Annotated in this window: 23 protein-coding genes and 1 pseudogene; 23 read left to right on the plus strand and 1 reads right to left on the minus strand. The window is 38.1% G+C overall.

Annotation, left to right across the window (positions count from 1 at the left end):
• Positions 1 to 560: 560 nt before the first annotated feature.
• The 6 genes from mnmE to MUB24_RS18565 all read left to right on the plus strand — a co-directional run bounded on the left by mnmE (position 561) and on the right by MUB24_RS18565 (position 7,994).
• Positions 561 to 1,946, plus strand: a complete 1,386-nt coding sequence (gene mnmE, locus MUB24_RS18540) for a tRNA uridine-5-carboxymethylaminomethyl(34) synthesis GTPase MnmE (RefSeq protein ID WP_244706719.1) — start codon at positions 561 to 563, stop codon at positions 1,944 to 1,946.
• A 369-nt stretch (positions 1,947 to 2,315) separates the two neighbouring features.
• Positions 2,316 to 4,226 carry a tRNA uridine-5-carboxymethylaminomethyl(34) synthesis enzyme MnmG gene (mnmG, locus tag MUB24_RS18545; RefSeq protein ID WP_244706721.1) on the plus strand — a complete coding sequence of 637 codons (1,911 nt, stop codon included), beginning with the start codon at positions 2,316 to 2,318 and terminating at the stop codon, positions 4,224 to 4,226.
• 17 nt (positions 4,227 to 4,243) lie between these two features.
• Positions 4,244 to 4,960 (plus strand): 16S rRNA (guanine(527)-N(7))-methyltransferase RsmG, encoded by a 717-nt coding sequence (gene rsmG / locus MUB24_RS18550; RefSeq protein WP_244706723.1) that lies wholly within the window; start codon positions 4,244 to 4,246, stop codon positions 4,958 to 4,960.
• A gap of 313 nt (positions 4,961 to 5,273) precedes the next feature.
• Positions 5,274 to 6,137, plus strand: a complete 864-nt coding sequence (noc, locus tag MUB24_RS18555) for a nucleoid occlusion protein (protein WP_244706725.1) — start codon at positions 5,274 to 5,276, stop codon at positions 6,135 to 6,137.
• Between the two features lie 257 nt (positions 6,138 to 6,394).
• The gene (locus MUB24_RS18560) at positions 6,395 to 7,156 is read left to right on the plus strand and encodes a ParA family protein (protein ID WP_244706726.1); all 762 of its coding nucleotides are present in this window, start codon (positions 6,395 to 6,397) and stop codon (positions 7,154 to 7,156) included.
• The gene (locus MUB24_RS18565) at positions 7,149 to 7,994 is read left to right on the plus strand and encodes a ParB/RepB/Spo0J family partition protein (RefSeq protein ID WP_244706728.1); all 846 of its coding nucleotides are present in this window, start codon (positions 7,149 to 7,151) and stop codon (positions 7,992 to 7,994) included. Before MUB24_RS18560 ends, MUB24_RS18565 begins: the two co-directional genes overlap by 8 nt.
• 51 nt (positions 7,995 to 8,045) lie before the next feature.
• On the opposite strand, the gene yyaC is transcribed toward MUB24_RS18565, so the two are convergent.
• Positions 8,046 to 8,597 carry a spore protease YyaC gene (gene yyaC / locus MUB24_RS18570; RefSeq protein WP_244706792.1) on the minus strand — a complete coding sequence of 184 codons (552 nt, stop codon included), beginning with the start codon at positions 8,595 to 8,597 and terminating at the stop codon, positions 8,046 to 8,048.
• 241 nt (positions 8,598 to 8,838) lie between these two features.
• Here yyaC and MUB24_RS18575 point away from each other — a divergent pair, with 241 nt between their 5' ends.
• The 17 genes and pseudogenes from MUB24_RS18575 to helD all read left to right on the plus strand — a co-directional run bounded on the left by MUB24_RS18575 (position 8,839) and on the right by helD (position 26,280).
• Positions 8,839 to 9,036, plus strand: coding sequence for a DUF951 domain-containing protein (locus tag MUB24_RS18575; RefSeq protein WP_244706730.1), 198 nt, complete (start codon positions 8,839 to 8,841; stop codon positions 9,034 to 9,036).
• Between the two features lie 126 nt (positions 9,037 to 9,162).
• Positions 9,163 to 10,263: a redox-regulated ATPase YchF gene (gene ychF, locus MUB24_RS18580; RefSeq protein ID WP_244706732.1), complete on the plus strand. Its 1,101-nt coding sequence runs from the start codon at positions 9,163 to 9,165 to the stop codon at positions 10,261 to 10,263.
• A 176-nt stretch (positions 10,264 to 10,439) separates the two neighbouring features.
• Positions 10,440 to 10,760 carry a DUF378 domain-containing protein gene (locus MUB24_RS18585; protein ID WP_244706734.1) on the plus strand — a complete coding sequence of 107 codons (321 nt, stop codon included), beginning with the start codon at positions 10,440 to 10,442 and terminating at the stop codon, positions 10,758 to 10,760.
• Between the two features lie 125 nt (positions 10,761 to 10,885).
• Complete coding sequence (locus tag MUB24_RS18590) at positions 10,886 to 11,500, plus strand: undecaprenyl-diphosphatase (RefSeq protein ID WP_244706736.1); 615 nt, start codon at positions 10,886 to 10,888, stop codon at positions 11,498 to 11,500.
• Between the two features lie 179 nt (positions 11,501 to 11,679).
• A complete protein-coding gene (gene rpsF / locus MUB24_RS18595; RefSeq protein ID WP_244706739.1) occupies positions 11,680 to 11,967 on the plus strand; it encodes a 30S ribosomal protein S6 in 288 nt (95 codons plus the stop codon).
• A gap of 58 nt (positions 11,968 to 12,025) precedes the next feature.
• Positions 12,026 to 12,532, plus strand: coding sequence for a single-stranded DNA-binding protein (gene ssb, locus MUB24_RS18600; protein ID WP_244706740.1), 507 nt, complete (start codon positions 12,026 to 12,028; stop codon positions 12,530 to 12,532).
• 100 nt (positions 12,533 to 12,632) lie between these two features.
• Positions 12,633 to 12,869 carry a 30S ribosomal protein S18 gene (rpsR, locus tag MUB24_RS18605; RefSeq protein ID WP_244706742.1) on the plus strand — a complete coding sequence of 79 codons (237 nt, stop codon included), beginning with the start codon at positions 12,633 to 12,635 and terminating at the stop codon, positions 12,867 to 12,869.
• Between the two features lie 794 nt (positions 12,870 to 13,663).
• Positions 13,664 to 14,200: a hypothetical protein gene (locus MUB24_RS18610; protein ID WP_244706744.1), complete on the plus strand. Its 537-nt coding sequence runs from the start codon at positions 13,664 to 13,666 to the stop codon at positions 14,198 to 14,200.
• A gap of 151 nt (positions 14,201 to 14,351) precedes the next feature.
• Positions 14,352 to 14,677: pseudogene (locus MUB24_RS18615) on the plus strand (thymidine kinase); the annotation flags it as partial.
• 203 nt (positions 14,678 to 14,880) lie between these two features.
• Positions 14,881 to 15,822, plus strand: a complete 942-nt coding sequence (locus tag MUB24_RS18620; RefSeq protein ID WP_244706746.1) for a YybS family protein — start codon at positions 14,881 to 14,883, stop codon at positions 15,820 to 15,822.
• A gap of 28 nt (positions 15,823 to 15,850) precedes the next feature.
• Complete coding sequence (locus MUB24_RS18625; protein ID WP_244706748.1) at positions 15,851 to 17,824, plus strand: DHH family phosphoesterase; 1,974 nt, start codon at positions 15,851 to 15,853, stop codon at positions 17,822 to 17,824.
• A complete protein-coding gene (gene rplI, locus MUB24_RS18630) occupies positions 17,821 to 18,270 on the plus strand; it encodes a 50S ribosomal protein L9 (RefSeq protein WP_244706750.1) in 450 nt (149 codons plus the stop codon). Before MUB24_RS18625 ends, rplI begins: the two co-directional genes overlap by 4 nt.
• A gap of 223 nt (positions 18,271 to 18,493) precedes the next feature.
• Positions 18,494 to 19,858 (plus strand): replicative DNA helicase, encoded by a 1,365-nt coding sequence (gene dnaB, locus MUB24_RS18635; RefSeq protein ID WP_244706752.1) that lies wholly within the window; start codon positions 18,494 to 18,496, stop codon positions 19,856 to 19,858.
• Between the two features lie 613 nt (positions 19,859 to 20,471).
• Positions 20,472 to 21,797 (plus strand): ABC transporter substrate-binding protein, encoded by a 1,326-nt coding sequence (locus tag MUB24_RS18640; protein ID WP_244706754.1) that lies wholly within the window; start codon positions 20,472 to 20,474, stop codon positions 21,795 to 21,797.
• A gap of 40 nt (positions 21,798 to 21,837) precedes the next feature.
• The gene (locus MUB24_RS18645; protein WP_244706756.1) at positions 21,838 to 22,704 is read left to right on the plus strand and encodes a carbohydrate ABC transporter permease; all 867 of its coding nucleotides are present in this window, start codon (positions 21,838 to 21,840) and stop codon (positions 22,702 to 22,704) included.
• Complete coding sequence (locus MUB24_RS18650; RefSeq protein ID WP_244706757.1) at positions 22,701 to 23,609, plus strand: carbohydrate ABC transporter permease; 909 nt, start codon at positions 22,701 to 22,703, stop codon at positions 23,607 to 23,609. The genes MUB24_RS18645 and MUB24_RS18650 overlap by 4 nt, the downstream gene beginning before the upstream one ends.
• A 385-nt stretch (positions 23,610 to 23,994) precedes the next feature.
• On the plus strand, positions 23,995 to 26,280 hold the full coding sequence (gene helD / locus MUB24_RS18655) for an RNA polymerase recycling motor HelD (RefSeq protein WP_244706759.1): 2,286 nt from the start codon (positions 23,995 to 23,997) through the stop codon (positions 26,278 to 26,280).
• Positions 26,281 to 26,645: the final 365 nt, after the last annotated feature.

Below are 26,645 nucleotides of genomic sequence, written 5' to 3' on the forward strand. Positions count from 1 at the left end.
GTGGAGAAATGTATCCAGAGTATTATAAAGGCCTACATGGACAGGAATATAAATTATCGGATTTCCTCTAGTCTGGGTGGATAGAAAAGGACCGGGCGGGGTTTGCCCGGTTTTTCTTAAAAGGTAAGAAAAATTGGCTAATGTTTGGATCTAGCTCCAGCGCCTAGCCCCTCGAGGTCAAATAACCTGAGACAATAAAAGTCAAAACCGGACTTTTCTTGTCTCAGAACATTTGCTTGTCGGGGCTGACCAAGGCGCTTGCGCTTTTCTTATGTGGAAAAAACTCCATGGCTTTGAGAGACATCTTAGAAAAAAAGAATGAAGAGTCAGGAGCAGCCGATTTAGAAATTCGGGTTATTGTTATTCACATGTGGATAAGTTAAAATAATGATTATGAGGTTTTTGTTGTGGATAGTTTTTCCAAATGATAAAAAAGGCTTTTGTGGATAATGAAAATTTGTTATTCTAGTTATTTGGGGATATTTAAGTTTATATAGAGATGATGCGCAAGTCAGGATGCGTTTTATAAATAAAGATTATGTAGAAAAGAGGTGATAAAGATGGAATTTGATACAATAGCGGCAATTTCCACGCCGATGGGAGAGGGAGCTATTGCAATCGTTCGCTTGAGTGGAGAGGAAGCTATCTCCATAGCAGATCAAATTTTCCGTGGAGCAGGGAAGAAAAGACTAATAGACGTTCCCACCCATACCATCCATTATGGCACACTGATCGAACCAAAGTCAGGAGAATTGGTAGAGGAAGTAATGGTTAGTGTAATGAAAGCTCCAAAGACGTTTACGAGGGAAGATGTAGTAGAAATCAATTGTCATGGTGGACTCGTTTCTGTTCATCGTGTGTTACAGCTTGTGTTGAATGTAGGAGCAAGACTGGCGGAGCCCGGTGAGTTTACAAAACGTGCTTTCTTAAATGGACGAATTGATTTATCACAAGCAGAGGCTGTGATGGACTTAATTAGGGCAAAAACGGATCGAGCTATGAATGTAGCATTAGGTCAAATGGAAGGGCGTTTATCTCAATTAATTTCTAAGTTGCGCCAGGAGATATTGGAAGTTGTGGCCCATGTTGAGGTGAATATTGATTATCCAGAATATGATGATGTGGAGGAAATGACCCATCGTTTGCTGTTCGAAAAGGCCACTTATATTCGCAATGAGCTGCAAAAAGTATTGCAAACATCACATCAGGGAAAAATTTTGCGAGAGGGATTGTCGACTGTTATTATTGGCAGGCCAAATGTTGGAAAATCCTCTTTGCTTAATAGCCTAGTTCAGGAAAACAAAGCGATTGTGACAGACATTCCAGGTACGACGAGAGATGTGATTGAGGAATATGTCAATATTCGTGGTGTCCCTTTAAGACTAGTGGATACTGCTGGTATTCGAGAAACAGAAGATATCGTGGAAAGAATGGGTGTAGAAAGATCTCGTCAAGTGTTGAAAAAGGCGGATTTAATCTTATTGGTTTTAAATTCAGCAGATGAGTTTACGATTGAAGATCAGCAATTATTTCAGGCGGTTAAGGGGATGGATGTGATTGTCATTGCCAATAAGACAGACTTACCTCAAAAAATGGATATGAATGAGGTAAAGGTGATGGCGGAAGATTATCCCATTGTGACAACTTCCTTGTTAGAGGAAGAAGGAATTGATGATTTAGAACAAGCAATTGCTGAAATGTTTTTCCAAGGCCAAGTAGAAGCTGGCGACATAACCTATGTATCAAATAGCCGTCATATCGCCCTTTTAAACCAAGCTTTACAAGCGATTGAAGATGTTCTAATGGGAATTGAGATGGGAACACCGATCGATATCATTCAAATTGACCTTACCCGAACATGGGAACTACTTGGGGAAATCATCGGTGACACCGTCCAAGAAAGCTTGCTAAATCAACTTTTTTCCCAATTTTGTTTAGGGAAATGAGAAAAGCGGAAGCGCCTGTTCAGCGACGTACAAATTTAAAGGCTTCTGACGAGATAAAGGAAACACGATGAACCCAAAGGGTGAATCGATGTTGACTTATCGTAGGAAGAAGACGTAAATTTGCTAGTCGCTAGGCGCTGGAGCTGGACAAAGAAAAGCGGAAGGCGGCTGCTTAGGGGCGACAAGCAAATGTTCTGAAACCGAAGAAGGGCGTATTTCCCTTCGGCGGTTTCAGGTTATTTGACCTCGAGCCCCTGCCGCCTGAAGCTGGACAAAGAAAAGCGGAAGGCGGCTTTAGGTTTAAAACAAGATACGCTGTAGATCAGAGTCCCTTTTATATAAATATTGAATCAAGGAGGTTTAAATTTTATGCAACAATATGAGGCAGGCCAATATGACGTCATTGTAATCGGAGCGGGCCATGCCGGATGTGAAGCGGGTCTGGCGGCTGCCAGAATGGGTGCGAAAACACTCATGCTGACACTGAATCTTGATATGATCGCATTCATGCCCTGCAACCCTTCTATTGGAGGACCAGCTAAAGGGGTCGTGGTCCGAGAAATCGATGCACTTGGCGGAGAAATGGCCAAAAATATTGATAAAACGTATATCCAAATGAGAATGCTGAATACAGGAAAGGGCCCAGCGGTTCAAGCTTTACGGGCACAAGCCGATAAACCCCTTTACCAACAAGAAATGAAAAACACATTGGAAAGTGAACCCAATCTTACCTTACTCCAAGCAATGGTGGATGAATTAGTAATTGAAGAAGGAGAATGTAAGGGAATTATCACCAATACAGGCGCCATTTTCCGTGGAAAAGCGGTTGTAATTACAACAGGTACTTTCCTACGTGGAGAAATTATATTAGGGGAATTGAAATATTCAAGTGGTCCTAATAATCAAAAGCCATCGATTAAATTAGCCGAGTATCTTGAAACGCTTGGTTTTGAAATGGAACGGTTTAAAACTGGAACCCCTCCGCGTATTAATAGCAAAACGATTGATTATAGTAAAACAGAGATCCAACCTGGTGATAAAGAGCCACGTGCTTTTAGCTATGAAACAACGAAATTTATTACAGATCAGCTCCCATGCTGGTTAACTTATACCAACTTGCAAACCCATCAGCTCATTGATGAAAACTTGCATCGTTCTCCGATGTTTTCGGGAATGGTTAAAGGAACGGGCGCCCGCTATTGTCCGTCAATTGAGGATAAGGTTGTCCGCTTTAACGATAAACCAAGACATCAAATTTTCCTTGAGCCAGAAGGAAGACATACGAATGAAGTGTATGTGCAAGGATTATCGACAAGTTTACCTGAGGAAGTACAGCATGAATTAATCACAACCGTTCCTGGATTAGAAAATGCAAAAATGATGCGACCCGGTTATGCGATTGAATATGATGCCCTTGTTCCAACACAACTTTGGCCAACATTAGAAACAAAGAAAATTAAAAATCTCTATACGGCGGGTCAAATCAATGGAACCTCTGGATATGAGGAAGCGGCCGCTCAGGGAATAATGGCCGGTATTAATGCAGCTAGTCGAGTGCTTGGAAAAGATGAGGTGATTTTAAGTCGTTCTGATGCCTATATTGGTGTATTAATTGATGATTTAGTGACGAAAGGAACAAATGAACCCTATCGCTTATTAACATCAAGAGCGGAATATCGCCTGCTCCTCCGCCACGATAACGCTGATTTACGTTTAACGGAATTAGGACATCAAATTGGACTTATTCCAGACGAACGCTATGAGAAATTTATTATTAAAAAAACAGCCATTGAAGCAGAGATCAAACGATTCCGTTCAACGATTATTAAACCGAATGAAAAAACCCAAGCTGTGATTCAGGAGGCAGGGGGAAGTCCATTAAAAGATGGAATTCGAGCTGCCGATTTAATCAAACGGCCAGAAATGTCTTATCAAAAAGTGATTGAATTAATGCCATCAGAACAAGAGCTGCCAAAAGATGTCATTGAGCAGGTTGAAATTCAACTTAAATATGAAGGATATATTGAGAAATCTCTTCAACAAGTGGAAAAACTGAAAAAACTAGAGAACAAAAAGATCCCAGACCATATTGACTATGAGGCGATCAACGGGATTGCAACAGAAGCGCGGCAAAAGCTAATGAAAGTTCGGCCTTTATCCATTGCACAAGCCTCCCGAATTTCGGGAGTAAATCCTGCTGATATTTCGATCTTACTCGTTTATATTGAACAAGGTAAAATTGCCAAGCTAGCGGATACTGGAAGTGCCGTAGCAAGATAGAGAAGGAATGAATAACGATGAATGTGGAGCAATTTATCAGCATGTTGGAGCTGAAGGGAATCCAGTTAGATTCCCTTCAACTTCATCAATTTGAACAATACTTTGAAATATTGGTTGAGTGGAATGATAAAATGAATTTAACCGCGATCACCGATCGGGAAGAAGTGTATTTAAAGCATTTTTATGATTCGATCAGCGCCGCTTTCTATATTGATTTCAAAGGACCGATTAACCTATGCGATGTTGGGGCAGGAGCGGGTTTTCCCAGTATTCCCTTAAAAATTTGTTTCCCAGAATTGAAAATTACGATTGTTGACTCATTACAAAAACGAATTCGCTTTTTAGAGCATCTTTCATCGGAATTAAATTTAGAAAATACATATTTTTATCATGATCGTGCTGAAACCTTTGCGCAAAATGCAAAATTCCGCGCCCAGTTTAACATTGTCATGGCACGAGCAGTGGCAAGAATGTCTGTCCTCAGTGAATTATGTTTGCCTCTTGTCAAACAAGGCGGGCGTTTCATTGCCATGAAAGCGGCGAATGCGGAAGAGGAGCTTTTTGTAGCGGAGAAGGCAATCAAACAACTAGGGGGTCAAACACGATCTGTATATTCATTTGAATTACCGATTGAAAAGAGTGACCGGAACATCATCGTGATTGAGAAAGTAAAAAACACACCGAAAAAATATCCAAGAAAACCTGGAACTCCAAATAAAATGCCTCTTGAATAAGGGATATATGGCAGGAAATGACAAAAAAAGATAGAATAATATGATATAGTGGCATTTATGTGAGGCCTGCAGGAAGCAGGTCACAAAGGCGTTGCAACAGGAAGTTGCGAAATTAGCCTTTGATCGGGCCAACAGGATGTTGGTCACAAAGGCGTTGCAACAGGATGTTGCGAAATTAGCCTTTGATCCTTTATTAATGCGTTTATAACACCCTTCTAAGCTGCTTAGAAATATACCCATACAGTCTGCTTCGAATTTTTGCAGATATTGGGGGATCAGCTGTAAGGGAGTTTCTATAAGGTGGTGTCGAAGGATGAAGCATCCTTTTTCTCGTTTATTTGGTATGGGGGATAAAGAATTACCAATAGATAAAGAGATAGACGAAGAGATAGAAGAAACAGAAGAGGTAAGGAATATCCCCGTTAAAAACATCGTCCCTAATCGGTTTCAGCCAAGAACAATCTTCAATGAGGAAAAAATAGAAGAATTGGCTAGAACGATTCGAACCCATGGGATTATCCAACCCATTGTGGTGAGGGAGATAGAAGATGATCAATTTGAAATAATCGCTGGTGAGCGACGCTATCGAGCGGTCCAATCCCTTGGGTGGTTGGAAGTACCAGCCATAATTAAAAATTTAAGTGATACGGAAACAGCCTCTGTCGCTTTGATCGAAAATCTTCAGCGGGAAGAATTGACCCCGATTGAAGAAGCAATGGCTTATGGAAAATTATTAGATATTCATAATTTGACACAGGAAGCATTAGCCCAACGTCTCGGGAAAGGGCAATCAACAGTAGCGAATAAATTACGTTTGCTTAAACTCCCACCCGAAATCCAAGAGGGCCTTATGCAAAAGAAAATCACGGAACGGCATGCACGGGCGTTAATTCCTTTAAAAGATGTGGAAAAGCAGGTCCAAGTCATGAACATGGTGATCGAAAAAAACCTAAATGTTAAGCAAACAGAAGAGCAAGTTGTGAAGATGCTGACGAAAAAGGAACAGCCTAAAAAAAGGAGAAAAGCGATTAGTAAAGACATGAGGATTGCAGTTAATACAATCCGTCAGTCGCTTTCCATGGTCACAGATAGTGGGATTAATCTAGACTCAGAAGAAGAGGATTTTGAGGAATACTATCAAATTACCATTAAGATACCGAAAAAAGGCCCTCGCTAAGAACGGAAGAACAAAAGTGCAAGCGCTAGAGGATAAAATGAAACATTATTCAGTGGAGTTTTACTGCCAGTTCATTCGAGAAAAAAGAGAAACTTCGTAGTTTCTCTTTTTTTAGTTCTTATAGCCATGTGTTCTTATAGCCATGTGGATTTTTTACGTTTTAAAAACTTTTTTTCCTGCAAACAGTTTTTACTAGAATTATTTGTTAAAATAGAATACATGATTGTGATTTTGAACGAAAAAGGTAGGTGAAATCGTTGGGGAAGATTATTTCCATAGCCAACCAAAAAGGAGGAGTCGGAAAAACGACCACCTCTGTTAATCTTGGTGCTTGTTTAGCCTATATAGGAAAAAAGGTTTTACTTATAGATATAGACCCACAGGGGAATGCAACCAGTGGAAGTGGAATTGATAAAGGGGATGTGCAGCAATGTGTCTATGATGTCCTAGTGGATGATGTGGAAATGAGAACGGTTATTAAGCAAACAGCCGTTGAACATTTATTTGCGGTACCTTCAACGATTCAATTAGCAGGAGCAGAGGTCGAATTAGTACCCACTATCTCTAGAGAAGTTCGCTTAAAAAGAGCTGTTGATCAAATAAAGGATGAATATGATTATATTTTAATTGATTGTCCTCCATCACTTGGTCTTCTAACACTAAATGCTTTAACAGCTTCTGATTCGGTCATCATTCCCGTACAATGTGAATATTACGCCTTAGAAGGACTTAGTCAATTATTGAATACGATACGTTTAGTGCAAAAACATTTAAACAACGAGTTAATGATAGAAGGGGTTTTATTAACCATGTTGGATGCACGGACAAATCTTGGACTTCAAGTGATCCAGGAAGTAAAAAAATATTTTCAAAATAAGGTGTATCAAACCATTATTCCGCGTAATATTCGCTTAAGTGAGGCACCGAGTCATGGGGAGCCGATTATTCTCTATGATCCAAAATCGCGTGGAGCAGAAGTTTATTTAGATCTTGCAAAGGAAGTGGCTGAGAATGGCTAAAGGTCTCGGGAAAGGGATTAATGCTTTATTTGCAAATGTAGAGATCAATGAAGAAGAAACAGTAAGAGAAATAGAGTTAAAAGAAATTATGCCCAATCCTTACCAACCCCGAAAGGTATTTTCAGAAGAGGGTCTTACAGAATTAAAAGAATCGATCATGCAACATGGTGTATTACAGCCAATCATTGTTCGAAAGAATATTAAAGGGTATGAAATTGTTGTGGGAGAACGCCGCTATCGGGCTTCGAAGGCGGCAAAATTAAAGACAATCCCAGCTGTTGTAAAGGAATTTACAGATCAGCAAATGATGGAGCTTGCTGTACTTGAAAATTTGCAAAGAGAAGATTTAACTCCGATTGAAGAGGCAAAAGCCTATCAAACATTAATGGAAAAACTTCATTTTACACAGGAAGATTTAGCAAAAAGATTGGGCAAAAGTCGACCTTATATTGCGAATCATATTCGCCTGCTTAGTTTACCAGAGGAGATTCAGAACTATATTGTTGAAGGCAAGCTTTCCATGGGGCATGGCCGTACATTATTAGGGCTTAAAAGAAAAGATGAAATAGAAGCGGTCGCCCAAAAGACAGTCAAAGAAGGACTAAATGTCAGGCAGCTTGAACAATTAGTTCAGCAAATTAACCAGAATGTTCCACGTGAAACAAAAAAGGAAACGCCCAAAAAGGATGTTTTTATTGTAGAAAGTGAGAAAAACTTACGTGAAAAATTCGGTACTACAGTTACCATTAAACGAACGAAGAAAAAAGGAAAAATTGAAATTGAATTTTTATCTAGTGAGGATTTAGAAAGAATATTGCATTTGCTGGAACAAAATTGAAATTTTGTGTCCATTATAGCGGGAGGAAAAGTACGTCTTTTGAACATCCACCTATAGGTAGTTTTCCTCCGTAAAATCCCATTTATCTGAAATGGTATTTTTCTGTTTTGCATATAATTGATCGCTTTGAATAATAGCCGAAGCTAGATGTTTTGCCATTTTCATTACAAGATTAAGTCTTGTATTTTGTAAAACAAAGAATTCCATATAACCACTCACATTTACAATCCCAGTTATATGCATATGACCAACAGTAGGGAGATCCTTTTTAACGCCAGCTCCTGGTTTGACTGGTCCTGAGCCAACTTTGATCATCCCGATATTTTTCATTCTCCCTAAACAAGCGTCAATGCCGATAATAAAGGGGAGCGTATATTTTTCTTGAATTTCCTGCAGTTTTTCCTTTAAATTCACAGCATGAACGGGCTCTTCTAAGGTTCCATATACATGGAAATGGGTGAAGTCAGCCTCTTGAAGAAAACTTCCTGTTAAAGGACCTAATGAATCACCTGTCGATCGATCTGTTCCAATACATACAATGATAATAGGAGATCGTTTATATAAGGGGAGAAATTCCAAAATTCCATCCGCAATGGTTTTCATTGAAATCGGGTCGGTATGATGGATTTGAACTTCCTTTTGTTTGGGTATCCGGAAAAATGGCTCTTGCTTCATGTCTGTAGTATCTCCTTTCGCTCATCTGTATCATTATACGGAAGAGATATTCTTTCTATACATTGGAAAGCGAAAATTCACAACAAGCTATGAATACCGGACTATTTTTGTTAAAATAAATGTATTTATAAGCCCATATTTTTAATAAATGGTCATCAGGGGGAAAGAAATGGAAAAGAAAGAATTCAATCTTCATGATGTAGTGGAAATGAAAAAGCCCCATCCATGTGGGACAAACCGTTGGAAAATCATTCGAATGGGGATGGACATTCGGATAAAATGTGAAGGCTGTGGTCATAGTGTCATGTTGCCCCGACGTGAGTTTACAAGAAAAATGAAAAAGATTTTAGAAAAGCATGAGGAATGACCTCATGCTTTTACATCGATAAAATTGTTTTTTGAAATGAGAGTTACTATAATTAAAAAATGGATTGAATGGTAATAACTTCGTGGTTGAGATAGAATTGATTGAGTGGAAAGAGGAGTGACGAATATGGCCCTTACAGCAGGGATTGTAGGTTTGCCAAACGTAGGAAAGTCTACTTTATTTAATGCGATTACAAAGGCAGGTGCAGAAGCTGCCAATTATCCATTTTGTACGATTGATCCAAATGTCGGAATTGTTGAGGTACCAGATATACGTTTACAAAAGTTAACGGCGCTTGTTAAACCAAAAAAAACAGTGCCAACTGCATTTGAGTTTACCGACATAGCCGGAATTGTAAAAGGTGCAAGCAAAGGGGAAGGGCTTGGAAACAAATTTCTTTCCCATATTCGCCAGGTGGATGCTATCTGTCATGTTGTGCGTTGTTTTGCAAGCGAGGATATTACCCATGTATCTGGAAAGGTTGATCCGATCGATGATATTGAAACGATTAATCTTGAATTAATTCTCGCAGATTTAGAAACCGTCGATAAACGAATTGGACGGGTAGAAAAGCTGGCGAAACAGAAAGATAAAGACGCAATCACTGAATTTACTGTTTTATCGAAGTTAAAAGAAGCTTTCGAAGCGGAAAAACCAGCGCGATCAGTAGAATTTACAGAGGATCAATTGAAAATTGTCAAAGGACTTCATTTACTAACGAGTAAGCCTGTTCTTTATGTTTCTAATGTGAATGAAGAAGATATTCAAGATCCAGACAATAATGAATATGTCCAAAAGGTAAAGGCGTTTGCTGAAGGGGATCGTGCAGAAGTGATTGTGATCTGTGCAAAAATTGAAGAAGAAATGGCTGAACTAGATGATGATGAAAAGTCGATGTTTCTTGAAGAATTGGGCATTGATGAATCAGGCCTTGACAAATTGATTCGTGCGACTTATAGCCTGTTAGGACTAGCGACTTATTTCACGGCAGGGGTACAAGAGGTTAGGGCATGGACGTTCAAGAAAGGAATGAAAGCTCCTCAATGTGCTGGCATTATTCATACCGATTTTGAAAGAGGTTTTATTCGGGCAGAAACCGTTTCATATGAAGATTTATTAGCAGGAGGTTCGATGACAGCCGCCCGAGAAGCGGGAAAGGTCAGACTTGAAGGAAAAGATTATCTGGTAAAAGACGGAGATGTGATTCATTTCCGGTTTAATGTATAAGGGGCATCCAATACCTGGCCGCTAGGGGTTCGCAGGAAGCGAGTCCATCGGCATGGCAATTGTCGTCGCCCCTCTTCGCTTTTCTTGTCCCCTTATATGTATAGAATCATCTCTTTTTACAAAAAATAAGTCTGAATCAGACTTTTTGGTTCAATATGGAAAAAAGAGGTGCTGGAATGAAGACTTTAAGGCGGATTGCATTAGCCTTGGTGATCATAGGGGCGATTAATTGGGGATTGATTGGTTTGTTCCAATTTGATTTAGTGGCTGCTATCTTTGGTGGACAAAACGCTGGTCTTTCAAGACTTGTTTACGCTTTGGTGGGACTTGCTGGTCTTGTAAGTCTTTCCTATTTCTTTGATCAAGATGTTGGGACAGATCAGGACCCCGCTTATAGGAACTCTGACTTTGCAACAGAGTTTGCAGAAGAGCCGGATGTAGATCGGTTATATAACCCTTCTCTAGAGGCCTATGAAAATGAAGATGAAGAAGAATAGGAAAAAAACTCGGTGAGGATGAAACTTCACCGAGTTTTTTGTAATTTATCCACGTCTTCGCTTGTTTATGATATAATGGAAAATCAAAAAAGAAATTTTCATTATTGACGGAGAAGGAGTAGAGAATGAATTTAGATTATCAGATATTTAAAATGATTAATCAGTTTGCTGGCCAAAGTCATGTATTGGATCAGTTTGTGATCTATTTTTCCAAATTTGGGCCGATTCTTTTCGGACTAGTCTTCATCTTTTTCTGGTTTGTTCGATCTGAGAATAAAAATAAAAACCGAAAAATTGTCTTATTTGCATTTACCATTACCATTTTCGCACTCGGCATTAATAAGATTATAGAATGGATGTATTTCAGACCACGGCCATTTGTGACCCATGATGTCAATTTTCTCAGTGACAAATCAAGCTCAGACCCTTCGTTTCCAAGTAATCATTCAACTGGAGCCTTTTCACTAGCCATTGCGTTGTTCTGGAAACAGAAGAAGTGGGGAAGCATTTTGTTATTTATGGCTATTTTCATGGCTCTTTCTCGCTTATATATAGGGGTTCATTATCCTACAGATGTATTAGCTGGTGCGGTCATTGCGTTGATTGTGACCACCATCGTCATGTCATTAAGTCGCTTTTTAGAGCCACTTTTCAATTGGATTATAAGCATTTATAATTCAATAGAAGAAAAGCTATTTCAAAAAGATAAAGATAACGAAATAAGCTCTAATGGAAAATAATGATAGAGATCCGAATTATGAGCAACAGTATGTTCTGATTCGGATTTCTTTTTTTTTTAGAAAAATTGCATCTTGTCCTTAACTATGTTAGAATAGTTACTTGTGAGTAATGTAAATTGCTCCTTGCTCTTTATCTATTGATATAAGAGCCGCATAGACCATAGGGAGGTGACTAAACGATGAAAAAGTACGAAATCATGTACATTATCCGTCCGAATATTGAAGAGGAAGCAAAAAAAGCGGTTATTGAGCGTTTTGATGGTATTCTTACTTCAAATGGTGCGGAAATCATCGAATCAAAAGATTGGGGCAAACGTCGTCTTGCATATGAGATTGAGGACTTCCGTGAAGGGCTGTACCACTTAATCCATACGAATGCAACGCCTGAAGCTGTTCAGGAATTCGATCGTCTTGCTAAAATCAATGATGATATTATTCGTCATATCGTTGTAAAAGATGAAAAATAAATGATGTTTCACGTGGAACATTTTGAAAAAGAAGTAAATCGGGAAGAGGTTGATTCTGATGATGAACCGAGTTGTCTTAGTAGGCCGTTTAACAAAAGACCCGGATTTGCGCTATACGCCCAACGGTGTAGCTGTTGCAACATTTACTCTAGCTTGTAACCGTACTTTTACAAATCAACAAGGTGAGCGAGAAGCTGATTTTATTCAGTGCGTAACTTGGCGTCGCCAAGCTGAAAACACAGCTAATTTTTTGAAAAAAGGTAGTTTAGCTGGTGTTGATGGACGAATTCAAACTCGTAATTTTGAAGGACAAGATGGGAAAAGAGTTTATATCACCGAAGTTGTGGCAGACAATGTTCAATTTCTTGAACCGAAAAGTTCAACATCAGAACGAAGAGGGGATTTTGGTAGCAACCAGTTTGGGGGAGATCAGGGGAACCCCAATTCTTCCTATGGTTCCAATCAGAATCAGCGTAACAACCAGAATTTTACTCGAACCAATGATGACCCGTTCTCAAATGATGGAGAACCTATCGATATTTCAGATGATGATCTGCCCTTTTAATGAAAAATCTTTCTGAACTAGATGAAATACTTGATTCTCAATCTTGATTGAGAGAAAGCGGCTTAGATGAATAAAATACACATAAAAAGGAGGTATCTTCATGGCAGGTGGACGTAGAGGTGGACGTAAACGCCGGAAGGTTTGTTATTTTACAGCTAATGGAATTACCCATATTGACTATAAAGATGTCGATCTTCTTAAAAAATTTGTTTCTGAACGTGGGAAAATTCTCCCCCGTCGTGTAACTGGAACAAATGCTAAGTATCAACGTAAATTGACGATTGCTATTAAACGCGCTCGTCAAATGGCATTGCTTCCTTTTGTTACAGGTGAATAATTAGTTCGGTCTTAAAGAACTCTCATTTAATTGAGGGTTCTTTTTTTGCTGGATGAAAAAGTTATTTATTTTAATGTTTTTCAATTTGTGTAATTTTGTAGACAACGTGATATAGTCAAGTTTAAGTTGCATTGTGTGGAATGTATGGCAGGTGGATTTAGAAGAAAGTTAAAAAAGAATAGTGACAGAAAGAGACTATATTCTATAAATTGTAGACATTAGGTTTTGGTTTAAGTTCATTATTTTTAGGTTTATCAATAACTACTTCCCAATCTTTTGACATTTTTGATGTTGGTAATTGGTCAAATGATAAAGCTACACTACTTAAAGGGAATAAAAGTATTGATAAAATTTAAACATTTTAATAAATTTCATATGCCATACACCTTTCTTTATTTTATCTTTAGCTTTCCAAGGGTTTGGTAAGATATTCAACAAAGAGGAAGTTTTTTATTCATATTCGATGATGTAACTTCTTTAAAACGGTTTTTCATTAACGGGCCCGATTTTTGTAACAAGAAAGGGAATCATCTTAATGAATCGGTCCAGATTATGGAGTAATTTTTCGTTTTACCACTTTATGTTAAATTGGAATTGTTAGACTAATAATGGAATTACCCATATTGACTATAAAGATGTCTTTAGTGAATTGAATTATTTTAAACTAAATAATTATTTTTGGTAAGCCACAATATTCCTGGATTAAAAAACTTGAAGTAAACTTAACTCAAGTACCTTATTAAAATCAGTAATTACTAATAGAATTAATGATATATAAGAAAGGAGATAAGCTAATGTCTCTAAGGCATTTCATCGCTGCTCCACATGAGATACCAGTTGGAGAATTTGGAATGAAGCCAGTTAAAATAAAACTTTCAGATTTGAATGCAGAAAGAAATAGAAAACGAGATAAGAAAAAACAATCAAACACAGATGAACAATATGTGATTCATTATGAAAAACAAGAAGATTTTTATGGTGTTTTTATTTTTGAACTAGATCCTGATTTGAAACAAGTTCTTAAAACTAAGTTTTCTAATCCTTATATTTACGAATTTGAAGGTTACTTCTACAATACACAAGATGCTTGTCATCGAAGAGGTATCTATGCACTTTTCCAATATATCAATGATCGTTTAGCGGAAGGGCAGTATATGGAGATTTATTCTTGTTGGGATGGGGAGGAACAAGATGATAAAAATGAACAGCTAGACACAAAAATTAACCTTTCAACATGTCAGTTCGGAAAGTATTTAACTTTTTCAAGTCTAAATGAATTAAGTCAGATGATTCAGCTTGAGGAAAAACAATTCATCATTGTTTTAAAATAATTGAATCTGGTTTATTCATATTTCTAATCTAAAAGTGCAAATTCAAAATGAAAAGTAAATAAATTGAACCGAAAATAAATTTAGTTATTTCAATCACGAATTAGAACATAAACATATACACAATCATGAACATATTATAGGGAACTAAATCGATGAAGCTCAATTCTACTCCAAAAACATTATGGAGCTGGTTGGAGAACTGGCGTATCGAGGAAAGTACGTCATTGTAGCGGGACTGAACATGGATTATCGAGGAAAGGAATTTGGATATATCTTAGGGCTTTTAGCGATGTCGGATGAACCTATTCTCGATTATATTCCTTTTGCTCTATTTGTGGGAGCGACAAAGGTACGCACACTCAACGCCTGGTCAATGGAAAGCCGGCTAAAAAAGGTTCTCCCGTTGTCTTGATTGGGGATACCGAATCCTACGAGCCAAGATGCAGAAACTGCTTCATCCCACCGCAAAAAGCATAGAAAAAACAAAAAAAGAGCTACTATTTTAAACCTTCTGCTCTGTTTATTATTTCCATAGTAGTATTGTCTAATTTATAAACTTGAACGTAAAATTACTTTTATTGTGTTATTGGAATATCTAGTTCAATAAGTGGTTGCAAAGTTGAACGTTGGATTAATCATCGGTAAAATAGAGGGGTATATGAATTAAGAGGGGTGACAGAGTGGGAAATGCCCGTGTTTTAAAAGAAGGGGCTATGTTGTTAGCGATATTCTTTATTATGCTTGGGGTGGCTGTTTTTGTGCCATTCACATCTATTATCATTCAATTTGTTTTTATTCTACCGTTTGTGTTATTTAGTGCCAGGCATCCAATGAAATATTTGATACCATTTTTTGTGATCACATTCATCGTTTCGTTTTTTATCGGTTCCTACATTGGCATGACCATCGCATTTTTATATGGTGTAACGGGTTTAGTGATGGGCTATGGCATACAAAAACGTGAAAGCAAGGGAAATATATATATCGCTTCCAGTATCGCCTTTTTGTTTGGTTTATTATTATTGTTAATTGTGGCCGCAATGATCTTTCATTTGAATTTTATTGATGAATATCAACAAATGTTCAAGGACACCGTTGATCAATATATGGATGCTTTGGCTTCACTTGGGCAGACACCATCTATGGAAATACAAGAACAATTAATTAATATGGGGAACTTAATAGGCTCTATGGCTCCAACGATATTAGCCGGTGCGGCTTTTGTCACTGTTCTTATTTTAATGGCTGTTAATTTCCCTATAGTGCGGCGATTGGGTGTTACTGTACCAAAATTTAAAGCGTTTCGCCATGTGAATTTTCCAAAGGCCATTGTCTGGGTGTACTTAGTTGTTCTGTTATTTTCCTTCTTTATCACAGAGGATAGTAGTTCATTTTTTCAAATGGTCATTTTGAATGCAACTTTTCTGTTGCAAATCTTATTAGTGATCCAAGGATTATCCTTTGTTTTTTATTTTGCTCATATGAAAAAATGGGTAAAAATCATACCGATTTTCGTGGTTATATTAACGATCATGTTACCATTTTTACTTTCAATTATAAGTGTGTTAGGTATAATTGATATAGGCTTTAGTTTGAGACAGCGCATAAATAATAAAGTGTAAGAACAAGTTTTTTAAAGGAGCTGAAGGGATGCCTTCTTATTTAAAAGAGCGCAAAATGCTATATCCATTATATGGGATCATGGCCGTATCAGCCGTTTTGCTTGTCTATATAGGCTTGACAAATATATGGGTTGCGCTAGTGGGTGCTTTTATGCTCTTAGCCCTGTTTTTGGTTGCTGTTTATTTGGAAAATAGGTTGGTGAAGGTGAGAGAAGAGTATGTCAAAACTCTTTCTTATCGTGTAAAGAAGGTCGGAGAAGAAGCCCTGCTGGAAATGCCAATTGGAATCTTGCTTTTCAACGACGATTATTATATTGAGTGGTCCAATTCTTATATGGCATCCTGTTTTAATGAAAATTCACTAATCGGTCGTTCTCTCTATGAAACGGGGGAGCAGCTTATCCCATTAATAAAGCAGGGCATTGAGACAGATATTGTAACGATTGGTCATCAAAAATTTCGGGTGATCATCAAACAGGAAGAAAAGTTGATTTATTTCTTTGATGTAACGGAACAAATGGCTTTAGCAAGACAATATGCTGATAATAAGGATGTGATCGGCATTATTGTCATGGATAATTATGATGACGCGACACAAGGAATGGATGATCAGGCTCGGAGTGGTTTAAGTAATTTAATTACATCCTTATTAAATGCTTGGGCTTTAGAGCATGGCATCTTTTTAAAAAGAACATCATCTGACAGATTTGTGATTTTATTGAATGAAAAGATTTTTAGAAAGTTAGAAGCAGAAAAATTTTCTATTTTAGATACAGTCAGGGAATCGACCGGGAAAGAAAATGTGTCGCTTACTTTAAGCATTGGGATTGGTATTGGTGACTTCTCACTTCCTGAGTTAGGGGAGCTAGCACAGTCCAGTCTAGATCTGGCATTAGGTCGAGGTGGAGACCAAGTAGCCATTAAGTTACCAAATGGGAAGCTTAAATTTTATGGTGGAAAAACCAATCCAACGGAGAAACGTACACGAGTGCGGGCACGCGTGATCTCTCATGCGTTAAGAGAGTTAATGGTCGAAAGTGATCAAGTGATCGTGATGGGGCATAAATTTCCTGACATGGACGCCATTGGGGCCTCGATTGGGATTCGGAAAACAGCAGAATTGAATCAAATTGATGGTTATATCGTCATAGATTTTGATCACATCGATATTTCTGTACAAAGACTTATTGAAGAAATGCAGGCCTATCCGGAACTTTATTCCAAATTGATTACCCCCGATGAAGCAATGGAATTAATCACAGACCAGACTTTATTGGTTGTGGTGGATACCCATAAGCCAGCGCTAGTGATTGAGGAAAAATTATTAGGAAAAACTGAAAGAATTGTGGTCATGGATCATCATCGTCGAAGTGAAGATTTTATCAAAAAGCCGTTATTGGTTTATATGGAACCTTATGCCTCTTCAACGGCTGAATTAGTAACCGAATTACTAGAATATCAGCCAAAGGATAAAAAATTAAATGCTTTAGAAGCAACGGCCTTATTATCCGGCATTATCGTCGATACAAAAAGCTTTACACTTCGAACAGGTTCACGAACCTTTGATGCGGCTTCCTATTTACGGACACAAGGTGCTGATACGGTGATGGTGCAAAGCTTCTTGAAAGAGGATATTCAGACTTATATTCAACGCTCAAAGCTTATCGAAACAACCGAATTATATCGAGATGGGATAGCCATAGCGAGTGCAGATGAGAATGAGGTGTATAATCCAGTAATGATTGCCCAGGCGGCTGATATTTTATTAACGATGGATGAAGTAAAAGCCTCCTTTGTGATTTCAAAACGGTCAGATAATCTTGTAGGCATTAGTGCAAGATCCTTAGGTGAAATCAATGTGCAAATCATTATGGAAGCCTTGGGTGGAGGGGGACATTTATCTAATGCCGCTGTGCAACTTGAAGGATATGAGGTTGTAGAAGCAGAATTAAAATTAAAACAGGTCATTGATGAATATATAGAAGGGAGTCAGGAATCATGAAGGTAATTTTTCTAAAAGATGTAAAAGGGAAAGGGAAAAAAGGCGATGTGAAAAATGTGGCAGATGGGTATGCCCATAATTTCCTGATCAAGAATGGATTAGCCATTGAAGCAACATCAGGCAATATAAAGTCACTAGACAATCAAAAGAAGAAAGAACAGCAAGCAGCTAAGCAAGAGTTAGAAGAAGCAAAAAAACTCAAAGAAGAAATGGAACAACTGACTGTCGAGCTACAAGCGAAGTCGGGTGAAGGTGGTCGTTTATTTGGCTCGATTACAAGCAAACAAATTGCTGCTGAATTGAAAAAAACACATCAGATCAAAGTGGATAAAAGGAAAATTTTATTAGATGATGCCATTCGTTCACTTGGTGTTACAAAAGTCCCAGTTAAGCTTCATCAGGATGTCACTGCTACATTGAATGTCCATGTTTCCGAGGAAAAATAAAAAATATATCGGACTCATATCATATGAAAACCGTCTCAAACGTTCTGATAAGGAGCAGAATTGGGACGGTTTTTTTATTATCGTTATTGGTGAAACGAACATAAATGAAAAGGATTTCTCGAAAGGAATATGGAAAGTGGACGAGATTCTTTTCATGAAAAATAGTATAATGATAGTTAGGTTAAAAAATGGATTGATATTAAGCTAGGGGAGAGAAACTGAAGTGAGTGAGTTGTTTTTAGATCGGACACCACCGCAAAACATTGAAGCTGAACAGGCTGTTCTGGGAGCCATTTTCCTAGAACCTTCTTCCATGATGCTTGCAACAGAAATTCTTTTGCCAGAAGATTTTTATCGGAGCGGTCATCAAAAAATTTTTGATTGTATGATGAAATTAACTGAAATGGGAAAGGCCGTTGATTTGGTCACGGTTTCAGAGGAACTTGCGGCTACTAAAACCCTTGAAGATGTTGGGGGTATTTCTTATTTAAGTGAATTAGCTGTATCTGTTCCAACCGCTGCTAATATGGGCTATTATGCACGAATTGTTGAAGAGAAGTCTTTGCTACGACGCCTCATTCGAACGGCAACGAATATTGTAAAAGATGGTTATTCACGAGAAGATGAAGTAGAAGCCGTTCTTGATGAGGCTGAAAAGCAAATTATGGAAGTTGCCCAAAGAAAAAATGCAGGTGACTTTCAAGATATAAAAGATGTACTTGTTCGTACGTATGATAATATTGAACTACTTCATAATAGAAAAGGAGATATAACAGGAATTCCAACTGGGTTTGCAGAGCTTGACCGCATGACGGCTGGTTTCCAACGAAATGATTTAATCATTGTAGCGGCACGTCCATCTGTTGGGAAGACAGCTTTTGCCTTAAATATTGCCCAAAATGTTGGAACGAAAACAGAGGAAAATGTAGCGATTTTTAGTCTAGAAATGGGCGCGGAACAGCTTGTGATGCGGATGCTTTGTGCAGAAGGAAATATTGATGCGCAAAATTTACGGACAGGTTCCCTCACAAATGAAGACTGGGGAAAATTAACGATGGCGATGGGAAGTCTTTCGAATTCAGGGATTTACATTGATGATACACCTGGGATTAAAATTGGAGAGATTCGCTCAAAATGTCGTCGTTTGAAACAAGAACATGGACTTGGCATGATTTTAATTGATTACTTACAATTAATTCAAGGTAGTGGGCGTTCAAAGGAAAACCGGCAACAAGAAGTCTCGGAAATTTCCCGTTCTTTAAAAGCTCTTGCGCGTGAACTAGAGGTTCCTGTGATTGCTCTATCGCAGTTATCGCGTGGAGTAGAGCAGCGTCAAGATAAGCGCCCAATGATGTCTGACATCAGGGAATCAGGAAGTATTGAGCAAGATGCGGATATTGTTGCCTTTCTATATCGGGATGATTATTATGATCATGAATCAGAAAACAAGAATATTATTGAAATCATTATCGCCAAACAGCGGAATGGCCCGGTCGGTACGGTTCAATTAGCTTTTGTAAAAGAATATAATAAATTTGTAAATTTAGAACGGCGCTTTGATGATACGGCTGTACCATCCGGAGCTTAATAGAAAAAAGGCATCTTCCCTAAGAGGGCAAGATGCCTTTTTAAATAGGTAAGAAAGTATAAAAATTGGCTAATGTTTGGATCTAGCTCCAGCGCCTAGCCCCTCGAGGTCAAATAACCTGAGCCAATAAAAGTCAAAACCGGACTTTTATTGGCTCAGAACATTTGCTTGTCGGGGCTGAACAAGGCGCTTGCGCTTTTCTTACAGGATAGGAAAGTATAAATTTTGGCTAATGTTGGATCTAGCTCCAGCGCCCAGCGACTAGCAAACTTTCGGTGCCTTCCTACGATAAGTCAACATCGATTCACCCTTCGGGTTCATCGTGTTTCCTTTATCTCGTCAGGCCCCTAAAAAGTTTGTACGTCGCTAAACGGGCGCTTGCGCTTTTCTTGATAGGCCCTTTTGTGGATAACAATTGATAAAGGAGCAATTATTAAACGGTGATTAACTATGTCAATCGAACAATCTAAATAATTGACCGAATAGGCCAGAGAAAAGGCTTGATTGACCATGATTCATGATACGCCAAGTTGTAAAATATAGATATATTTAGGATTGGCCTAATTGGTTAAGAAGAAAAGAAGGCGAATTTGCAAAAAGGGTGGAGACGGATATGAGTAGAATCAAAGTTAGGAAAGCGATATTGATAACAAGTTTTTTGTTCATTCCCTTTTTACTTCTATCATGTAGCTCAGACAAAAACAACAATCAAACCACTTCAACTTCTGGAAGCGGGAATAACGGTGATGTTACTTTAAACATCCTAATTTCGGATACGGCTGACAATTCAGGCTTTCGAGCCGTTATTGAGGCGATCGAACAAGAATTAAATATCAAAACAAATGTCGAATTACGCCCAGGTGGGCCAGAAGGAGTGAATATTGTAAAAACTCGTTTGGCTACAGGGGGAATGCCTGATCTCATTGTCTATAATTCTGGCTCTCTGTTAAAGGCGCTTAATCCCGAGAAGCATTTTATCGATCTATCAGATGAAACATTTATGGAAAAAATAGTAGATTCATATATAGAGGTAGTGAGCGACAACAATAAAGCTTTTGGCATACCTGTTCAATCTAGCCAAGTAGGTGCGTGGTTTTATAACAAAAAAGTATACGAAGAATTAGGACTTCAGATCCCCAAAACATGGGATGAGTTAATGGAAAATAATGACATCATCAAAGCTGCTGGAAAGACTGCTGTTATTGGTACGTATGGTGAGCTTTGGACATCACAACTGCCTATACTGGCTGATTTTTATAATTTACAGGCTGAAATTCCTAATTTTGCTGAGGAGTATACGGCAGGAAAGGCGAAGTATGCGACAACTCCTGCTGCACGAAGAGGGTTTGAAAGAATTGAAGAAATTGGCAAAAAAAAATATATGAATGAAGATTATACGGTTGCAACATACGACCAAGGCATGCAATTGCTTGCAGAAGGAGACGGTGTGCATTACCCCATGCTAGCCCAAATGCTGCCCATCATAGCTGAAAAATATCCAGATAAAATCAATGATATTGGGGTATTTCCACAACCTAGTGATAACCCTGAAATAAATGGATTGACTGTCTGGATGCCTGATACGATTTTGATTAGTAAGGAATCACAAAATGTTGAGACAGCTAAAAAATGGATGGAGTTTTATATTTCAAAAAAAGGAATTGAACTTTATGAAACTAAACAAAAAAGTGTTGGCCCTTATGTGTTAGAAGATATAGAAATCCCAGAAGATTCTTATGAAGCGGTGAAAGATATGGCGAAATACTTTGATGCTGGGAATGTTACGCCTGCTCTTGAGTTCGTATCTCCCATTAAAGGCCCTAATTTAGCACAATTATGTACTTCTGTAGGTAGTGGGACAATGAAGGCCTCAGAAGCTGCCAAATCTTATGATAAAGATGTTGAAAAGCAAGCTAAACAGCTTGGTCTCGAATGGTAAGAGATGGCGTTCATACTAATTTTTTAGGAGAGGGTACTAAATGGATGGAATAACAAAAAAACTTTATCCTTATTACTTTCTTATACCAGCGGGAATGATCTATGGAGTGCTATTTCTATGGCCAACGGCGATGTCCTTGTTTTATAGTTTGACTTGGTGGACTTTAGAAGATTGGGAGTTTATTGGATTAGATAACTTTATTCAATTTTTTCAAGAACCCTCCCTACGGATTGGTTTTCGGAATACACTTGTGTTTGCATTTACTACGATGGTAGGGAAGACGATTATTGGTTTCTTACTAGCTGTCTTTCTTTGTTCGAAAATAAGAAACAAAGATTTCCTTCGATCCATTGTATTCTTTCCAGCCCTTCTTAGTACAATTGCAGTTGGTGTAACATTTAAATCAATGATGCACCCAACTGTTGGAATCATCAATGCTGCCTTTGAGAAGATCGGCATTTCAGGCCCTAATTGGCTAGGCGATCCAAATATTGCCCTTTTTTCTGTTGCCTTTACAGATATATGGAAAGGGGTAGGAATCGCAACAGTAATCTTTATTGCAGGTATTACGGCCATCCCTAAACATTATTATGAAGCCTTAGAAATCGATGGAGGCAATTCATTCCAATCCCTTTTTTATCTTACTATGCCATTGTCTCGCCCCGCTATGAATACAGTTATCATTTTAGCTCTGATTGGGGGGCTTCGTAATTTTGATTTAATCTGGGCAATGACAGGGGGAGGCCCAGGATTTAGTACGGACTTACTTGCTTCCATTGTTTATAAGCAATACGCCAGCGGCTTTTTCGGCCTGGCAACTGCTGGAAATGTACTTTTATTCCTTTTTGTTGGGTTCATTGCATTTCCGATTTTTAAATTTCTCAATCGTAAAGAGGTGGACCTATGAGCGAGAATTATAAGAGAACTAACGATCTTACGGTAACTGAGGGTACAGAAGCAGCGATTTCCAAAAAGTCAATATTTAGGAAGGAAAAAATAGGTTTATTGTCGACAGAAATTTTGGCCGTTTTGTTTGCCGCCATCTTTTTTGGTGTTCCTTTTTACTTTGTCATCATAAATTCATTTAAAAGTAGTGAAGGAGCAGCAACTTTGAGCTTATCCATACCCGATACTTTTCATATTATTGAAAACTATAAAGAGGTACTCACAATGAATGATGGAATTGTCTTACGGGCATTTTTTAACAGCACCTTTATTACAATATCATCCATCATCATTTTGATATTTGTATGCTCTATGACTGGTTTTATTTTGCAACGAAGGAAAGGGCTTTCGAAAAAATTAAACTACGTTATCCTGATAGGACTCATGATTCCGCCAGCTATTGTACCGACGATTTTTGTTCTCCAATCCCTAGGTATTTTTAAAACCTTACATGGGATCGTATTGCTAGAATCAGCTTTGCATTTCTCCTTTGCCTGCTTATTATATATGGCATTTGCAGCAACTATACCACGCGAACTTGATGAAGCTGCCTTCATCGATGGATGTGGTCCAATCAATTTATTTTTTCGGGTTATATTTCCTTTATTAAAACCGGTAACTTCAACAGTAATCGTTTTATCATCGATACAAATCTATAATGATTTCGAAAATATGTTGTATTTTTTTCCTGGTGCAGAAAATGCGACTGTTCAGTTAACGCTTTATAATTTTACGGGCATTTATGGAACTTCCTATCATTTACTTTTTGCCGACGTATTATTAATCTCCATACCTCCGCTCATTCTATTTATCTTCTTTAATAAGAAGATTGTTGCGGGTATGACTGCCGGAGCGGTTAAAGGTTAATGTTGAATAAAAGAGTAAGAGGCATTTTTAATAGGGGCAGAGTAGGTATGGAGGATGGTCCATAGATGGTTCACTACCAATTTAAAAGGGATGACCCAGATCGCAGAAACTGGGTCATCCCTTTTTATTATTGTCGAGAGTGCCAAATGAAACTTTGATCTTTTTTAAAAAAATAGCCATTGTCCCAAACCTGAACCACTAACCATCCCAGATAAAAAAGAATAAATGAAAAAAACCTATTTTACCGTTGAGATGTCGCGGAAAATATGTTATATTAAAGAATGTGTCAAAATATATCTATTTTCATATATATACCCAATATATATTGTACTACAAATAAACTTTGGTGTCAAGCATATTTTTTTAAAAGGAGTGGTGGGGACGAATGAATGAGGAATGGAAGAAGGAACAATCACGAATTGAATGGATTCAGCAGGTGATTAAGGAAAAAATTGAAAATCTCAAAGTAAGTATGGGGGGCTTAAAGGAAGGAATTATCGAACAACGTCGTGACTTTTGGAAGGATGTCACCATTAATTTAGATCATCCCGATGACGTTTTGGAGACGTTTATGAGTATTAAACAGCAGGCAGAGCTTTTAGCCGAACAGGAGAGAAACCATGGGCAATTCTATAAAAAAGTACAGCAATTGATTCGTTTAAATCAATCGCCATATTTTGGTCGGATTGATTTCAGGGAGACGGGTGAGCAAGAGACGGAACGTATTTATATTGGGATTGCCTCTTTAATGGATCAACAGGATGAGGAGTTTTTGATTTATGATTGGCGTGCCCCCATTTCGAGTCTCTATTATGATCATTCTCCTGGTGAAGCATCCTATCTCACGCCATCCGGTAAAATAGAAGGGAAGATGGAGTTAAAAAGACAGTATATCATTAAGGGAAGTAAGCTAAAGGGGATGTTCGATACAGGTGTCACCATTGGCGATCAATTGTTGCAAGAAGTGTTAGGTGGAACAGCCAATACACAGATGAAGAGTATTGTGGCGACAATTCAACGTGAACAAAATCATATTATCCGTAATGAAAAAAGCAAATATTTAGTTGTACAAGGAGTAGCAGGAAGTGGAAAAACTTCTGCCGCATTACAGCGAGTGGCCTATTTACTATATCGCTACCGAAATAGTTTAACATCTGAAAATATAATGCTTTTTTCTCCCAACCCATTATTTAATAGTTACGTGGCAACGGTGCTTCCCGAATTAGGAGAAGAGAATATGGTGCAAACAACCTATCAGCAATACCTCTTTTCACGATTCGGGAAAAAGTTTACAGTGGAGGATCCTTATTCGCAAATGGAATATACATTAACAGCCATGAATGAACCGGAATATGAGAGACGAATGAAAGGCATACGGTTTAAATCCAGTGTAGCCTATAAAAAAATCATCGATCAATTCGTTGCAAACTTATCGATTCAGGGCCTTATATGTAAGCCGATTTATTTTCGAGGAGAAGTTCTTTTTTCAGCGCAAAGCATTCATGATTTATTCTATTCTTTTGACACGAACATTTCGATTCCGAATCGCTTAAAGTTAACAGCGGAGCATTTAATAAAAGATCTTTCCACTTTCGCTCGAGAAGAACGAGAGAAGGATTGGGTGTTAGAAGAAGCCGAGCTAATGGATAAGGAGGATTATTTGGAAGCATTTCGCCAAGTGCAAAAGAAAGAGACGCAGGATGAAGAATCTTTTGATGGTGTGGAACAAGAAGAGCGGTTTTTGGCGAAAAGGATCGTGAGCAAACACCTAAAACCGATTCGGCGAATACTCAAACAGTTGAAATTTTTAAATGTCGAAGCATTATACCGGGAGCTTCTTGAGTCAGAAGAATTTGCTTGGCCGGAAGATTGGCGGCTCATTTGCCAAGATACCATGCATCAGTTAGAGAAACGAACGATTCCTTACGAAGATGCAACCCCTTATATATATTTACAGGATCAATTAGAGGGGAGAAAGGCGAATACGATGATTCGCCATTTATTCATTGACGAGGCACAGGATTACTCCCCCTTTCAATTTGAATTTTTGCAACAGCAATTTCCGAATAGCAAAATGACGATATTGGGAGACATGAATCAAGCAATTTATGCGCATTCCATCCATGCACCAACCTTATTAAATGCTGATCTCGAAGGGGAAGAAAAAATAACTCTCACGAAAAGTTATCGATCTACAAAACCGATTGTGGAATTCACAAGGGAAATGATTTCTGGTGGTGAATTCATAGAACCCTTTCATCGAGATGGAGAAAGGCCGAGTGTGACGGTGGTAGAAGATCTTGAATCTTTGCAAAGTGGCATCATGGATTGTGTTGAAAAACTGAAAGGAAAAGGGCATGAAACGATAGCGATTATTTGTAAGACCGCCGCGGAAAGTGAGAAGGCTTATGAGTTGTTAAAGGATAAAATGGAAGTACGGATGATAAAAAAAGATGCGAATTCCTACGAAAAAGGGACGGTTATTTTGCCCTCCTATCTTGCAAAGGGAATCGAATTTGATGCGGTCATTCTTTATAATGCCTCCGAACAGCAATATGGAAGAGAAACGGAAAGAAATTTATTTTACACCGCCTGTACAAGAGCCATGCATGAGTTACATTTATTTTCGTTAGGAACATGTTCGTCCTTTGTGCCTCGTCAATATGTGTGAAAAAGAATCGTACTCCATCAATAGATATAGATAAATCTAAGTCTAAAGAACTGTAATAATGTTCATTTTACTGTTATTTTGTCGAAAGCTGTTGCCAAGCTCAAAAGTTCATGTTAATATAATGAACATTCATTACATTTTTCCTCAAGGAGTATTGCGACGACGTAGCCTCTCGCAATGCTTTTTTTATGTTTCAAAAACTAAATACCCTATTGACCAAGCCTTTGCTTCATATTGTGATAGAGCGAGAACGATTGAAAATGATACAATGCCAAAAGGCGAGACGGAGATGAAGCAAGAAGGAAAAATGGTTATTTATAGATTGTAATTTGGTAAGCAGCGGAACTTTTACCATAAAGTACAAT

The organism is Lederbergia sp. NSJ-179 (assembly GCF_022867885.1).
Classification (GTDB): domain Bacteria; phylum Bacillota; class Bacilli; order Bacillales; family Bacillaceae_C; genus Lederbergia.